14 protein-coding genes are annotated in these 13,471 nt (G+C 68.4%); 9 read left to right on the forward strand and 5 right to left on the reverse strand.

What is annotated here, in order from left to right:
* Positions 1–38: 38 nt before the first annotated feature.
* The 4 genes from LN047_RS22695 to LN047_RS22710 all read left to right on the forward strand — a co-directional run bounded on the left by LN047_RS22695 (position 39) and on the right by LN047_RS22710 (position 5,011).
* The gene (locus LN047_RS22695; protein ID WP_056326315.1) at positions 39–1,007 is read left to right on the forward strand and encodes a LysR substrate-binding domain-containing protein; all 969 of its coding nucleotides are present in this window, start codon (positions 39–41) and stop codon (positions 1,005–1,007) included.
* A gap of 106 nt (positions 1,008–1,113) precedes the next feature.
* Positions 1,114–3,852 (forward strand): cation-transporting P-type ATPase, encoded by a 2,739-nt coding sequence (locus tag LN047_RS22700; RefSeq protein ID WP_373980239.1) that lies wholly within the window; start codon positions 1,114–1,116, stop codon positions 3,850–3,852.
* Positions 3,853–3,974: 122 nt separating this feature from the next.
* Entirely contained in the window at positions 3,975–4,523 is a 549-nt protein-coding gene (locus LN047_RS22705) for a hypothetical protein (RefSeq protein ID WP_373980240.1), read from the forward strand.
* Positions 4,524–4,537: 14 nt separating this feature from the next.
* Positions 4,538–5,011: a hypothetical protein gene (locus LN047_RS22710; protein ID WP_373980241.1), complete on the forward strand. Its 474-nt coding sequence runs from the start codon at positions 4,538–4,540 to the stop codon at positions 5,009–5,011.
* Positions 5,012–5,044: 33 nt separating this feature from the next.
* Here the strand turns inward: LN047_RS22710 and LN047_RS22715 are convergent, their stop codons facing one another.
* Positions 5,045–5,521, reverse strand: coding sequence for a MarR family winged helix-turn-helix transcriptional regulator (locus LN047_RS22715; RefSeq protein WP_056326992.1), 477 nt, complete (start codon positions 5,519–5,521; stop codon positions 5,045–5,047).
* A 133-nt stretch (positions 5,522–5,654) separates the two neighbouring features.
* Here LN047_RS22715 and LN047_RS22720 point away from each other — a divergent pair, with 133 nt between their 5' ends.
* Positions 5,655–7,055, forward strand: a complete 1,401-nt coding sequence (locus LN047_RS22720) for an MATE family efflux transporter (protein ID WP_373980242.1) — start codon at positions 5,655–5,657, stop codon at positions 7,053–7,055.
* Here the strand turns inward: LN047_RS22720 and LN047_RS22725 are convergent.
* Positions 6,979–7,968 (reverse strand): LysR family transcriptional regulator, encoded by a 990-nt coding sequence (locus LN047_RS22725; protein WP_373980243.1) that lies wholly within the window; start codon positions 7,966–7,968, stop codon positions 6,979–6,981. The two genes, LN047_RS22720 and LN047_RS22725, sit on opposite strands and share 77 nt — an antisense overlap.
* Before the next feature lie 122 nt (positions 7,969–8,090).
* On the opposite strand from LN047_RS22725, the gene LN047_RS22730 reads away from it, so the two are divergent.
* Positions 8,091–8,507 carry a sel1 repeat family protein gene (locus LN047_RS22730; protein ID WP_373980244.1) on the forward strand — a complete coding sequence of 139 codons (417 nt, stop codon included), beginning with the start codon at positions 8,091–8,093 and terminating at the stop codon, positions 8,505–8,507.
* Positions 8,504–9,259, forward strand: coding sequence for a sulfite exporter TauE/SafE family protein (locus LN047_RS22735; protein ID WP_373980245.1), 756 nt, complete (start codon positions 8,504–8,506; stop codon positions 9,257–9,259). Before LN047_RS22730 ends, LN047_RS22735 begins: the two co-directional genes overlap by 4 nt.
* Here the strand turns inward: LN047_RS22735 and LN047_RS22740 are convergent.
* Entirely contained in the window at positions 9,256–10,071 is an 816-nt protein-coding gene (locus tag LN047_RS22740) for an SDR family NAD(P)-dependent oxidoreductase (RefSeq protein ID WP_373980246.1), read from the reverse strand. The genes LN047_RS22735 and LN047_RS22740 overlap by 4 nt on opposite strands.
* A gap of 260 nt (positions 10,072–10,331) precedes the next feature.
* On the opposite strand from LN047_RS22740, the gene LN047_RS22745 reads away from it, so the two are divergent.
* A complete protein-coding gene (locus LN047_RS22745) occupies positions 10,332–10,664 on the forward strand; it encodes a hypothetical protein (protein ID WP_056326291.1) in 333 nt (110 codons plus the stop codon).
* A 21-nt stretch (positions 10,665–10,685) separates the two neighbouring features.
* On the opposite strand, the gene LN047_RS22750 is transcribed toward LN047_RS22745, so the two are convergent.
* Both LN047_RS22750 and LN047_RS22755 read right to left on the reverse strand, forming a co-directional pair.
* Positions 10,686–11,222: a GNAT family N-acetyltransferase gene (locus tag LN047_RS22750; RefSeq protein WP_334165198.1), complete on the reverse strand. Its 537-nt coding sequence runs from the start codon at positions 11,220–11,222 to the stop codon at positions 10,686–10,688.
* A 6-nt stretch (positions 11,223–11,228) separates the two neighbouring features.
* Positions 11,229–11,804, reverse strand: coding sequence for a helix-turn-helix domain-containing protein (locus tag LN047_RS22755; protein WP_373980247.1), 576 nt, complete (start codon positions 11,802–11,804; stop codon positions 11,229–11,231).
* A gap of 118 nt (positions 11,805–11,922) precedes the next feature.
* Between LN047_RS22755 and LN047_RS22760 the strand changes: the two genes are divergently transcribed.
* On the forward strand, positions 11,923–13,464 hold the full coding sequence (locus tag LN047_RS22760; protein WP_373980248.1) for a phospholipase D family protein: 1,542 nt from the start codon (positions 11,923–11,925) through the stop codon (positions 13,462–13,464).
* Positions 13,465–13,471: the final 7 nt, after the last annotated feature.

Here is a 13,471-nt window from a genome sequence, read left to right on the forward strand (position 1 = left end):
TTAATATCGTCCCATTATGTTTCCCTAATGCCTTGTCTATGACAGCCTTCGACCCGGATGCCGTCTTCCGGAAACTGACCTCGCGCCTGAAGATGCGCCACCTGATGCTGCTGCTGCAAATCGAGCAGCACGGATCGCTGACCCGGGTGGCCGAACACATGGCGACCAGCCAGCCCGCCGTGACCAACGCACTGGCCGAACTGGAAAGCATGTTCGGCGTGCCGCTGTTCGACCGTTCCGTGCGGGGTATGACGCCCACGCCAATGGGCGCCGTGGTGCTGGCGCGCGCCCGTGGGCTGGTGCACGATCTGGGGCATCTGGTGCAGGAAATGGAAACGGTCGCGGCCGGGCACGCCGCCCACCTGCATATCGGCGTCATCCCCTTCGTGTCGGGCCAGATGCTGTCGGCGGCCATCGGCCGCACGCTGCCGCAGGGCCGCCAGCTCACGGCCACCATCCACGAAGGCCAGGGGCCGGCCCTGCTGCGCCAACTGCGCGACCACACGCTGGACGTGGTGGTGGGCTGGGCCACGCCTTCGGTGGACCTGACCCATATCGGCTTCGAGGTCCTGTATCACCAGCAGCCGCGCCTGATCGCCAGCCGCCGGCTGGCCGCGCGTCTGGGCCGGTCGCGCCTGGAATGGAACCGGCTGGCCGACCTGGACTGGATCCTGGGCACGCCGGGCAGCCCGATCCGCGAGCAGGTGGCCGACATCTTTCTGCGGGCCGGCCTGGCGCCGCCGCCGCCGTCCGTCCAAAGCGACTCGTCCAAACTGATCGGCGAAATGATCGTCGCCAGCGACCGCGCCGTCACGATCCTGCCGGCCGACATCGCCGACGAGCTGGTCCGCATCGCGGGCGCGGCCATCGTGCCGTACTCGTTCGATTGGACGCTGCCGCCGATCTCGCTTTTCACGCGGTCCGATGGCTTGCGGCGCAACGTCGAAGCCCTTTTCGCCGCCGCCTTGCGCGAGGTCTATCTGAAGGGCGCCCGCCCGCCGCTCTGATCGTCCACGGGCAGTTGGCCGTCGTATCATGGACCCCGGACTGACGCGTGCGGCCCCCCGACCCCCGGCCCGGCCACGGCGCCGGTCCTCCCGGGAGGCCGTCGCAATGACGCAGGCGCATACGCAGGCTCCGCAAACTCCTCGCCCCTGGCACCAGCTCTCCGTCGACGAGACGCTGGACGCGCAGGTGACCAGCCCGTCGGGCCTGACGCAGCACCAGATCCGGCGCAGGCAGGAAACCCACGGCCTGAATGCCCTGCCCCCGCCCGCCCGCCGCAGCGCCTGGCTGCGCTTTCTGGGCCACTTCAACGACGTGCTGATTTACATCCTGCTGGCCGCGGCCGTGGTGACGGCGTTGATGGCCCATTGGCTGGACACGATCGTCATCCTGGCCGTGGCCGTCATCAACGCGGTCATCGGCTACGTGCAGGAAAGCCGCGCCGAACGCTCGCTGGACGGCATCCGCAACATGCTGTCGAACCACGCCCGCGTGGTGCGCGACGGCCAGAAGGAAGAGATCGACGCCCGCGACCTGGTGCCGGGCGACATCGTGATCCTGCGTCCCGGCGACAAGATTCCGGCCGACGTGCGGCTCTTTGACACCCACAACTTCCGCGTCGAGGAATCGATGCTGACCGGCGAGTCCACCGTCGTCGAGAAGCACGACGCGCCGCTGCCCGGCGAGTCGCCGCTGGGCGACCGCCTGAATCTGGGCTTCTCGAGCACGAGCGTCAGCGCGGGCAACGCGCGCGGCATTGTCGTGGCCACCGGCAGCGACACCGAGATCGGCCACATCAACCGGATGATGAGCAACGTGCGCACGCTGCAGACGCCATTGCTGCGGCAGATGCAGCTGCTGGGCAAGCGCATTTTCCAGGTGGTGCTGGTGATGGTGGCGGCGCTGTTCGTGCTGGGCCGCTACGTGCTGGACATGCCCCTGCCCGACCTGCTTTTGTCGCTGATCAGCATCGCGGTGGCCTCGGTGCCCGAAGGACTGCCGGCCATCATCTCGATCATCCTTTCGCTGGGCGTGCAGCGCATGGCGCGCAATCGCGCCATCATCCGCAAGCTGCCCACCGTGGAAACGCTGGGCGCGATGACGGTGATCTGCTCGGACAAGACCGGCACGCTGACCATGAACGAGATGACCGCCAAGAATGTGCTGCTGGCGCAGGGCGTCTATCGTGTGTCGGGCGACAACTACCGCCCGGTCGGCGAGGTCACCCGCGAGTCCGACGGCATGCCGGTGGACTGGAGCCAGGAGGACGCGCTGACGCGCTTCGTGCGCGCGGCGGCCATTTGCAACGACAGCCAGCTGCACGAAGACGCAGACGGGCAGTGGCGCATCGTGGGCGGGCCCACCGAAGGCGCGATGATGGTGCTGGCCGCCAAGGCGGGCCAGGGCCTGGATGGCGTGGCCAAACATGGCAAGGTGCCGTTCGACTCGGGCTACAAATACATGGCGCGCCGGTGCGACGACCACGGCCAGAACGTCATCTACGTCACCGGCGCGCCCGACGTGCTGTTTCAGTTGTGCGTGCAGGAACAGGGCGAAGACGGACCGCAGCCGTTGCGGCTGGATTATTGGGAAAGCGGGCTGCAAGCCTTTGCGCACGAGGGCCTGCGCACGTTGGCCGCCGCCTACAAGCCCGGCGCCGCCGGCGCCACGGCGCTGGACCATCCGGATTTCCAGAGCGGCCTGATACTGCTGGGCGTGGCCGGCATCATGGATCCGCCCCGGCCCGAAGCCATCGAGGCCATCGCGCAGTGCAACCAGGCCGGCATCCGCGTGAAGATGATCACCGGCGACCATCCCGAAACCGCGCTGGCCATCGGGACGATGCTGGGCATGACGCACGTCAGCGAGGCGGTGACGGGCGCGCAGCTGGAGCAGACCAGCGACGAAGCGCTGGCTGCGCTGGCGCGCGACCACGACATCTTTGCCCGCACCAGTCCCGAGCACAAGCTGCGCCTGGTGCGCGCGTTGCAGGCGATGGGCGAAGTGGTCGGCATGACGGGCGACGGCGTCAACGACGCGCCCGCGCTCAAGCAGGCGGACGTGGGCGTGGCCATGGGCATCAAGGGCACCGAGGTCACCAAGGAAGCCGCCGACATGGTGCTGGCGGACGACAACTTCGCCTCGATTGCCTACGCGGTGCGCGAAGGGCGCCGCGTCTACGACAACCTGAGAAAGACGATCCTCTTCATCCTGCCGACCAATCTGGCGCAAGGTCTGCTCGTCATCGCGGCGCTGCTGGCGGGCGCGCAGGCGCCGCTGACGCCGCTGCAGATCCTGTGGATGAACATGGCCACCTCCATCACGCTGGCCTTTGGCCTGGCGTTCGAACCGGCCGAGCCCGGCGTGATGCAACGCGCGCCGCGCGATCCGGCCAAGTCCATCCTGGACGCGTTCGCCATCTGGCGCATCGCCTTCGTGGGGCTACTGTTCATGGCGTCGGCCTTCGTCATTGAAAAGAGCCTGATCGCCGCCGGCCGCGATCCGGACTTCATCCGCACGGTCATCCTGCAGACGCTGGTGACGGCGCAATGGACCTACCTCTTCAACTGCCGCCTGCAGGACCGCTTTCCGCTCACGCCCAGCATGTTCCGCAACAAGGCGCTGTGGCTGGTGACGATCATGCTGGGCGTGCTGCAAGGCGCGCTGATCTATCTGCCCGTGATGAATCGCGTCTTTGGCACCGTGCCGCTGCCGCCGGAGTACTGGACGCTGACGCTGGTGGCCGCCGGCATCCTGTTCTGCGTGGTCGAGGCCGAGAAGCTGGTGCTGCGCATGTGGCGGGCGCGGCGCGAACGCGTGGCGCTGGCGCAGCGAACGGCGGCGTGAAGCGTCCGGCGGCGTGAGGCGCCCGCCCACGAAAATGCCAACAAATGTAAAGCCCGCTGCCGCAAGGCCGTGTGCGCTCCTATACTTGCGCCCGCCAAGTTTCACGCAGGAGGGCACGCAGCGTGTTCACCATCTCGCCAATCCTTGCGAGCCGCCGCGCGCTTACCGCCGTGGGCATCGCCGCGCTGACCGCGCTTTCCGGCTGCAGCTCGATGCTGGGCGAAGGCACGGGCGCCGCGGCAGGTATCGCCGGCACGGCCATCGCCAATAAAGTCACGGACAACGCTACCGTCGCCACCGGCATCGGCCTGGGCGTGCAGGCCGGCGCCAAGGCTGCGCTGGCCTATGCGCAGCGCCAGACCCGCGGCGAAGAACAGGACGCCATCGCCAAGGCCGCCGGCCCGCTCGCGGTGGGCAAGGTCGCCAGTTGGAACGTCAAGCACAAGCTGCCCATCGAGGACGACGCGCGGGGCCAGGTCACCGTCAGCCGGCTGATCGGCGGCGGCGATCTCCAATGCAAGGAAGTGGTGTTCTCGGTGGACACCCCCGCCGACAAGACCGGCGCCGATCCCCAGCGCGAGTTCTACGTCACGACCGTCTGCCGCGACGGCGAACACTGGCGCTGGGCCAGCGCCGAACCGGCGACCGCCCGCTGGGGTTCGCTCCAGTGACGCGCGCGCTTGGAATGCTGGCACTGGCCGCCAGCCTCGCGCTCGCGGGCTGCCAGAGTTCGTCCATCGGTCCGGCCACGGGCGCCGTGGTCGGCACGCTGAGCGGCGCGGCCACGGCCAATCCCGTCGCCGGCTTCGCCATCGGCGTTTCGGTGCAAGCCGCGGTCGACGCCACGGTGAAGTACGTATTGCGCGAGTGGAAGAACGACCAGCAGAACGTGATGGCCAACGCGGTGGGCGCGCTGCCCATTGGCGAAGTCCGGCAATGGCAGGTCAAGCGCACGCTGCCGGTGGGCAACGAGCGCGGCAGCATCCAGGCAGTGCGCGACATCAAGACGCCGCTGGCGCATTGCCGCGAAGTGCTGTTCACGGTCGAGGTCGAAGGCGCCTCCCCGGCCTACGCCAGCACGATCTGCCAGCGCCCGGACGGCCAATGGAAGTGGGCCGCTGCCGAGCCCTCGGTGGCGCGCTGGAACGGACTGCAATAGCCCGCTTGAATGGGCCAAAACGCTGGGCGGTTGTTACCCCCGGCTGAAGGCCAGCGCGAACTCGTCGGAAAAGATGTCGGCCAGCGCGTGCCGCAGCGCCGCAGCGCGCTCGGCGCCGTAGGCGGCCTCGAAACGGTTCTGCGCGTCTTTCCACAGGCGGCGCGACTCGGCCAGCTTGGCGCGGCCGGTCTCGGTCAGTTCGACCCGGCGGCTGCGGCCGTCCAGCGGGTCGCGCATCATGCGCACGTAGCCGTCGCGCTGCAGGGGCTTGAGGTTGTGGGCCAGCGCGGACCGGTCCAGCACCATTGCACGGGCCAGATCCGTCATCGAGGGCGAACCTGCGCGTGCAATGTGCACCAGGATCGAATGCTGCGACACTTTCAGCCCGCAGGGCGCCAGCACCGTGTCGTACAACTGGGACACGCGGCGCGTCGCCTTGCGCAGCGCCGCGCCGTTGCAGATGAGCGGATCCGGAGGAACGGCGGGGCCTGGGAGCGGGGCGTCGGACATGGCGAGCGGCGAAGGAAAGTGTACGGGCAAGGACATAACGCTAACGCCGGGGCAGGCCCCGCGTCCAGCGCGATATTGACAGATATTGGCATATGCACGTAAATTTTGCCGACCCCTTTCACCGGCCTGTCCCATGACCGCGACCGTTCCGCCTCGTCCCGCCAATGCGCGCTTGCAGGCCATGCTGCACGCCCCCATCGCGCCCACGCTCGCGCGGCTGGCGTGGCCCAACATCCTGATGATGCTGGCGCAATCGTCCACCGGCCTGATCGAAACCTGGTTTCTCGCGCGACTGGGAACGCCGGTGCTGGCGGGCGTGGCGCTGGTCGTGCCGGTCCTGATGCTGATGCAGAACATGTCGCAGGGCGCGATGGGCGGCGGCATATCCGCGGCGGTGGCGCGGGCGCTGGGCGGCGGCCGCCAGCAAGAGGCGGATCAGCTCGTGCTGCACGCGGTCGTGCTCAACGCCTTGCTGGGCGTTCTGTTCTGCGTGCTGCTGCTGGCCTTCGGTCCGGCGCTGTACCGGGCGCTGGGCGCCGAGGGCGCGGCGCTCGATGCGGCGCTGGCCTATTCCAACGTCATCTTCGGCGGCATCGTGCTGATGTGGCTGATGAACGCCTTTGCCAGCGCCATCCGGGGCACCGGCAACATGCTGGTGCCGGGCGCGGTCATCTGCGGCGGCGCGCTGCTGCTGATTCCCCTGTCGCCGTGCCTCATTTTTGGCTGGGGCCCCTTCCCCGCGCTGGGCGTGGCCGGCGGCGGCTGGGCGCTGGTGACGTACTACGCGGTGGGCACGCTCATCCTGGGCGCGTACTGCGCCAGCGGCCGCAACGCGGCGCGGCTCGTGGCCAGCCGGCTGCAGGTGACGCTGATGCGCAACATCCTCAGCGTGGGTGCGCTGGCCACCATCAACCCGCTGCTGACCAACGCGCTGGTGGCCCTGACCGCCGCATTGGTGGGCGCCTACGCGGGCGAGGCGGCTGTCGCGGGCTATGGGGTGGCGGTCCGGCTTGAATACCTGCTGATGCCGATTGCATTCGGCCTGGGCGCTCCCATGGTGGCGATGGTGGGCTCCAATATCGGCGCCGGGCAGCCCGAGCGCGCCATGCGCATCGCCTTGACCGGCGGGGCGATGGCCTTCGTGCTGGCCGAGGCGATCGGGCTGGCCGCGGCGTGCTTTCCCGAGGCATGGCTGCGTCTCTTCGGCGCGCAGGATCACATGCTGCAGGCGGGCGCCGACTACTTGCGCACGGTGGGCCCGGTGTACGGGTTCTTTGCGCTCGGCTTTTCGCTGTACTTCGCGTCGCAGGGCGCGGGACGGCTGAAGTGGCCGTTGACCGCGGGATTCCTGCGGCTGCTCATCGGCATCGGGGCGGGCGGCATTGCGCTGCACCTGACCGGGTCGCTGACGGCGTTCTTCGTGATTTCGGCCGTGGCAATGTGCGTCTACGGCCTGATCATCCTGGCCGCCGTCGCGTCGGGGTCCTGGTTCGGCCCCGGGCACCTGCCGGGGCGCCGGCTGTTCGCCCGTTGATGCCTGCCGGCGTTTTTCCCGGCGAATTTTCCGGCGCATCGCGCAACGCATACGCCACCAGCTCGTCCGCGTAAGCAGGCAGATCGTCGCGCACGCACAGCACCAGGTCGCGCGCGGCCCAGGGATCGGCCAGCGCCACCCGGCACACGCCCGCCGCGCGGCCATAACGCAGCGCCGCCGCCCGCGGCACGATGGCCACGCCCACGCCCTGGCCCACCATCCGGCACACGGCGTCAAAGCTGCGCAGCCGCACGCGATAGGACAGGGGCCTGCCGCTGCGGCGCGCATGATGCGCAATGTGTTCCTGCAGCGCGCTGCCCTGCACCAGTCCCACGAAGTCATGCCCGGCCACGTCCTGCAACAGCACCTGCGGCTGCGCCGCCAGCGGATGGTCGCGCGGCACGATCAGCGTCAGCGGATCGTGCCGGAATATGCGCGTGCGCAAGCCATGCAGGTCGGCCGAGTCCGCCAGCACCCCGATGTCGCACGCGCCCGCCCGCAGCGCGTCGGCGATCTCGTGGCTGAGGCGTTCTTCCAGGTCGACGGAAATATGCGGGTGGTCCTTGAGGAACGCGCCGAGCACGGGCGGCAGGTATTCGCTGAGCGCCGTGGTGTTGCACAGCACGCGAACGTGCCCCTTCAGGCCAGCCCCGTAATGGTCGAGTTCGCCACGCATGCGGTCGATCTGGCCCAGTACCAGACGGGCATGGTGGACCAGCGTGCGCCCGGCGGGTGTGACCTGCACGCCGCGCGGCTCGCGCACCAGCAGCGGCACGCCCAGCGCGTCTTCCATCCCGCGGATGCGCTCGCTGGCCGAGGCCAGCGTCATGTGCGAACGCCCCGCGCCCGCCGTGATGGAGCCGGTTTCGTGCACATTCAAAAATAGGCGAAGGTCGGTCAGGTCGAAACGCATGGAAAAAAGCGTAGCACGCGAGCCTCAGGCGCATCCATAGCCTGGCTAAGCCAGATCCCGATAGGCGTAGCGGGGCGCGATCGGCAGAATGTGTTCACCCCCCTTCAGAACAGGCGAAAAACATGAACCTCGCACCCTTGCGCACCCGCGCCGCGCGCTGGACGGGCGCGGCCGCGATCGCACTCGCGCTGCCGGCCTCAGGCGTGGCCGAAGCGAACAATGGTCTTGGCGGCGCTATCACACCCGCCCAACAATACGCGCTGGCGCTGGAAGCGCAGACCCAGGGCGATCATGCCACGATGCTGGCGTGGCTGCGCGCCGCGGCGCGCGGGGACCACGCACCCGCGCAACGGATGCTGGGCGTCGTCCTGATCGCCGGCCCGGCGTTATATGGTCCATCGCTGCCCGCCGATCTGTGCGAAGGACGCGCGTGGCTGCTGCGTGCCGCCCGCCAGCAAGACGGCCCGTCGCAGGACGTGGCCTATGCCTTGTTCGGCCGGCCCAAGGATGCGCTGACCGCGCACTGCGAGCCCGCATGAATCTCTTGGATCCGGTTTTGTTGGCCGCCGTTGTCGCGGTGTTTGTCCTGGCCGGCGTGGTCAAGGGCGTGGTCGGCCTGGGCCTGCCCACGATTTCCATGGCGCTGTTGGCGCTGGTGATGGCGCCCGCACAGGCGGCGGCGCTGCTCATCGTGCCGTCGCTCATCACCAACCTGTGGCAGGCGCGGCCGTGGGTCACGCTGCGGGCGGTGCTTCGCCGGATCGCGGGCATGCAGGCGGGCGTCTGCACCGGGACGGTGGCGGGCGCGCTGTGGCTGGGTCCGCCTTCGGGCGAGTGGGCGGGCATCTGCCTGGGATTGGCGCTGGTGGCCTATGCCGGGTGGGGACTGTTTGGCGCGCCGCCCACGGTGCAGCCCCGTCTCGAACCCTGGCTGGGCATCGCCACCGGCGCCGTCACTGGCGTCATCACGGCGGCCACGGGCGTCTTCGTCATCCCCGCCGTGCCGTATCTGCGGGCGCTGAACTTGGACAAAAACGCGCTCATCCAGGCCATGGGAATTTCGTTCACGGTGTCGACCATGGCGCTTGCCGCGGGGCTGTGGCTCAACGGCGGCTACACGGCAGGCGCGGCAAGCGCGTCCCTTCTGATGCTGCTGCCCGCGCTGGCCGGCATGGCCTTGGGGCAACGGCTGCGCAACCGGATGTCAGCGCGCACCTTCAAGCTGTGCTTCATGGTCAGCCTGGCGCTGCTGGGCGCCTATCAGGCCGGACGCGGTCTGCTGGCCGTCTAGGCGGCCAGCCGTCTTGCGTCGGCAAAACCGATCGAGACCGACATCTCGCGCCAGCGCGCCAGCTCCTGCTGCACCGACTGGATCTTGCTGCGCGCCTGGTCGAAGGAATCGCGGCCCAGGAACAGGTGCAGCGGCGCGTATTGCGCCTGCTCGGCATCGATCAGCGCTTGCGCCGCCTTGGCCGGATCTCCGCTCTGATCCCACCCCTGCGCGCCGCGCGCGGAAAGCTCCGGCGACACCTCGGATTCGCCTGTGCGCATCGCCCCGGGATAGACGAGCGAAACCCGGATGCCCAGCGGCGCGGCTTCGGCGGCCAAGGATTCGGTCAGCCCGCTGACGGCGAACTTGGCAGCGCTGTAGGCGCCCCATTCCGTCGTGCGCCCGTCGAAGCCCAGGATGGACGAAATGTTGAACACATGCCCGCCGCGCTGCGCGCGCAGGCGCGGCATCACGGCGCGGATGACGTTCAGCACCCCGAACACGTGGGTATCGAACGTGCCGCGCAACTGCGCGTCGGTCAACCTGTCGAGCGCGCCCTGCACCCCTTGCCCGGCGCCATTCACCACCACGTCGATGCCGCCGAACGCGGCGACGGCGGCATCGACGGCGCGTCGCGCCGCGCGCTCGTCGGCCAGGTTGACCGTCAGCGGCAGGAACCGCCCTTCAAGCTTGGCGCCCACCGCCTCCAGCAACGCATCGCCATCACCCGAGGTGGCGGCCACCTTGTGTCCCTGGTCCAGCAGCATTTTGACCAGGGTGATGCCCAGGCCGGCCGATACGTCCGTCACCAACCAGATTTTTTCGGTATTCATGCGATCCCCTTTCCTTGCTTGCGGCGGCCGGCAAGATGCCGTGCCGCCCGGCCGATGCCGCCGCGCTTGGCAAAAACACGGCCGGCGCGGCCCTGGACAGGATAGTAAGAATCGCCCGCGCGGGCGTACAGGCAGGATCTTGCGTGAAACCTGCCTATTTCTACGGCAATGCGATATGGCGGATAATCCGTCTGTTTGCCGCCGCCTTGCGCGGCGGATCATCACGGGGGCAACCGCCCCCGCTGCTTTCGGAGTCAGCTATGTATCGCGGCATTGAGGCGATCGAACACTTCATGGAATCCATTGGCCTGACCTGGCGGCCCGGCCAAGCCGAACGCGCCGAACTGCGCGTCAGCTACCGCATCGGCAACACCCGCCCGCTGGGCATCGACCGCACGCTGGTGGAATTCCACTGCGATGCGAAGCGCGCAAAGGTGTGGGTGCCGGAGTTCTCGCGCACCAGTTTTCACCAGTGGTTCGAAGTGCCCTACCAAGAATTCGAGTTCACGCCGGGCGGCTCCATGCTGAAGATCAAGGCCGCCGCCCGCGGCAACGCGCCGCCCTACAGCGTGGGCATCAAGCCGCTGGCCTGATCGCCCCGCCCCGAACGCCGGTCATAGCTGCTTGTACATGATCGTCGTTCCATCCACCTTGTCCGGGTCGAGCGGATCGCGCGCAAAGCCCGGAATCACCCCCACAGTCTGGTAGCCCAGCGACGCATATAGCGGCTCGGCCGAGTCGCCCGTGCGCGTGTCCAGCGTGAGCAGGCTGCGATGCAGCCGCCGCGCCATGTCCTCGACCTCGCCCATCAACCGCCGCGCAATGCCCTGGCGCCGGAAATCCGGATGCACCAGCAGCTTGCGCACCTCGGCGCGGTGCGGCTGATTCGGCGGCGTGTCCACATCCAGCTGCACGGAACCGGCCACCCGCCCGTCCACCCGCGCCACCCACAACTTGACCGCGCCGCTTTCCACGGCCGGCAGCACCTTGCGGCGCCAGAACGCCTGCGCGTCGTCATGGCTGTACGGCAGCACGAAGCTGACGCTGGCGCCGCCCTGCACGCACGCGTGCAGCAAGGTGGCAAGGTCGGACACGGCGGCCGCGGCGGCGTCGGCCGGCAGCAGGATCAATTCAAGATTTGAAGGCGTCATGGGGGCTCAGACGATGAATAGCAGGTAGCGGGCGCCGCGATGCGGCGGGGTGACGAAGGTGCTGGCGCCGAATAGCTGGTAGCGCAGACAGTCGCCCGGCAGCAGGCGGTGCGCCTGCCCGTCCACCGTGACGGACAGCTCGCCGTCCAGCATCAGCAGATGGTGTTCAAGACCGGGCCGGGGGGAATGCTCGTAATGGATGCGGGCATCGGCAGCCAATTCGCAGGCCAGCACCTCGCCGGCCAGGCGTTGCGAGGGCGGCGACACGGAACGGCGCGTGAAGCCCACGCTGTCGTCCACCCACACGGACTGCGCGGCTTCCGGCACGCAGGCGGCAAAGTCGTCCTCGACCATCAGCATGAGGCGCGACATGGTCATGCCATGGGCGGCGCACAGCTTGCCGAGCACGCTGGCGGTGGGACTGACCTCGCCATTCTCCAGCCGGGACAGCGTGGCGCGACTGATGCCGGCCCGGCCGGCCAGGTCGTCCAGGGACCAGGCGCGTTCCTGGCGCAGCATTTTGAGCCGGGCGGCAAGACGAAGGTCCAGCCCGGCGTCGGCAGAAGCGTTTGTGTTTTCCATATTTGGGAATTTATCCCGTATATGAAAAACCGTCGACTGCGTGGTTTCCCCAATGCGCGATTCGTTCGGCCGCCGGACACTACGGAGGACCCGCGCAGGATTCGGCACAATAGCGGTCATGCAACTGGGCAAACTCCTCTACATGACCATCCTTTGCGCGTTGACCTCCGGTTGTTCCCTTCCCTCGCTCGACAAGCGCAGCGTGTCGCGGGCGCTTCCCGAAGACCAGGCCCAGACCACGCCGCTGGGACAGGCGATTGCGCCGCTGGCCGCCGCGCATCCCGGCAAATCCGGCATCCATGCCCTTGCCAACCCCCTGGACGCGTTCGCCGCCCGCATCATGCTGGCGCGCGCGGCCGAGCGCAGCCTGGACGTGCAGTACTACATCTGGCACGACGACATGACGGGCATCATACTGTTCGAGGCGCTGCACGAGGCCGCCGATCGCGGCGTGCGCGTGCGCCTGCTGCTGGACGACAACGGCACGGCAGGGCTCGACCGGACGCTGTCCGCCCTGGACGGGCATCCGAACATCGAAGTCCGCCTCTATAACCCGTTTGCGGTGCGCTGGCCCAAGCCGCTCGGCTACCTGACGGACTTCAACCGGCTGAACCGCCGGATGCACAACAAGTCGTTCACCGCCGACAACCAGGTGACCATCGTCGGCGGCCGCAACATCGGCGACGAATACTTTGGCGCCACCGACGGCGTCGTGTTCACGGACATGGATGTGCTGGCCATTGGGGAAACGGTCAGCGACGTGTCGGCCGATTTCGACCGTTACTGGTGCAGCGATTCCGCTTATCCCGTGGAAGGCCTGGTCAAGAAGGCGGCCTCCAACGAACTGGAGGAACTGGAAGCCGATGCCGCCACGGTCGAGCGATCGCCGCAGGCCGCGGCCTATGCGCAGGCCATGCGCGACCTGCCGTTCATCCGCCAGTTGCTCAGGGGCGAGCTGCCCCTGGAATGGTCGGCGACACGCATGGTCAGCGACGATCCCCGCAAGACGCTGGGCACCGCGCCGCCCGAAGCGATGCTGCCGCACCAGCTGCACGACATCGTGGGCGCGCCGGCCAAGGATCTGCTGCTGGTGTCGCCCTACTTCGTGCCCACCGCCGCCGGCACGCGCGCGTTCGCCAAGATGGCGCGCAACGGCGTCAGGGTGCGGGTGCTGACCAACGCCCTGGAAGCCACCGACGTGGCGGTGGTGCATTCCGGCTACGCCAAACGCCGCAAGGATCTGCTGGCCGCCGGCGTCGAGATCTACGAAATGAAGCGCGCGTCGCACGGCGTCGAACGCAACCGAAGCATGGGCCCCTTCGGCAGTTCGGGCTCCAGCCTGCACGCCAAGACCTTCGCCGTGGACGGTGAACGCGTCTTCGTGGGATCGTTCAATTTCGACCCGCGTTCGGCGCGGCTGAACACCGAGCTGGGCTTTGTGATCGACAGCCCCGCATTGGCCCGCGGCATCGAGAACGCATTCGACAAGGAGCTGCCCCGCACCGCCTACCGCGTCCGGCTGGACGACATGGGCAAGCTCTATTGGCTGGAGGAACGCGACGGCCAGACGGTGCGGCACGACCGCGAGCCGGGCGCCACCCTGCTGCAACGCGCGACCGTGTGGTTTGCATCGAAGCTGCCGCTGGAACCGCTGCTCTAGGCGGCCG

It is taken from the genome of Achromobacter sp. JD417, from assembly GCF_041879325.1.
Classification (GTDB): Bacteria; Pseudomonadota; Gammaproteobacteria; order Burkholderiales; family Burkholderiaceae_B; genus Achromobacter; species Achromobacter mucicolens.

Coding starts and splice junctions, on each gene's coding strand:
- LN047_RS22740 (WP_373980246.1), bottom strand. CDS start 10,071: ATGAATACCGAAAAAATCTGGTTGGTGACGGACGTATCGGCCGGCCTG.
- LN047_RS22735 (WP_373980245.1), top strand. CDS start 8,504: ATGAATCTCTTGGATCCGGTTTTGTTGGCCGCCGTTGTCGCGGTGTTT.
- LN047_RS22715 (WP_056326992.1), bottom strand. CDS start 5,521: ATGTCCGACGCCCCGCTCCCAGGCCCCGCCGTTCCTCCGGATCCGCTC.
- LN047_RS22745 (WP_056326291.1), top strand. CDS start 10,332: ATGTATCGCGGCATTGAGGCGATCGAACACTTCATGGAATCCATTGGC.
- LN047_RS22730 (WP_373980244.1), top strand. CDS start 8,091: ATGAACCTCGCACCCTTGCGCACCCGCGCCGCGCGCTGGACGGGCGCG.
- LN047_RS22760 (WP_373980248.1), top strand. CDS start 11,923: ATGCAACTGGGCAAACTCCTCTACATGACCATCCTTTGCGCGTTGACC.
- LN047_RS22695 (WP_056326315.1), top strand. CDS start 39: ATGACAGCCTTCGACCCGGATGCCGTCTTCCGGAAACTGACCTCGCGC.
- LN047_RS22750 (WP_334165198.1), bottom strand. CDS start 11,222: ATGACGCCTTCAAATCTTGAATTGATCCTGCTGCCGGCCGACGCCGCC.
- LN047_RS22725 (WP_373980243.1), bottom strand. CDS start 7,968: ATGCGTTTCGACCTGACCGACCTTCGCCTATTTTTGAATGTGCACGAA.
- LN047_RS22710 (WP_373980241.1), top strand. CDS start 4,538: ATGCTGGCACTGGCCGCCAGCCTCGCGCTCGCGGGCTGCCAGAGTTCG.
- LN047_RS22755 (WP_373980247.1), bottom strand. CDS start 11,804: ATGGAAAACACAAACGCTTCTGCCGACGCCGGGCTGGACCTTCGTCTT.
- LN047_RS22720 (WP_373980242.1), top strand. CDS start 5,655: ATGACCGCGACCGTTCCGCCTCGTCCCGCCAATGCGCGCTTGCAGGCC.
- LN047_RS22700 (WP_373980239.1), top strand. CDS start 1,114: ATGACGCAGGCGCATACGCAGGCTCCGCAAACTCCTCGCCCCTGGCAC.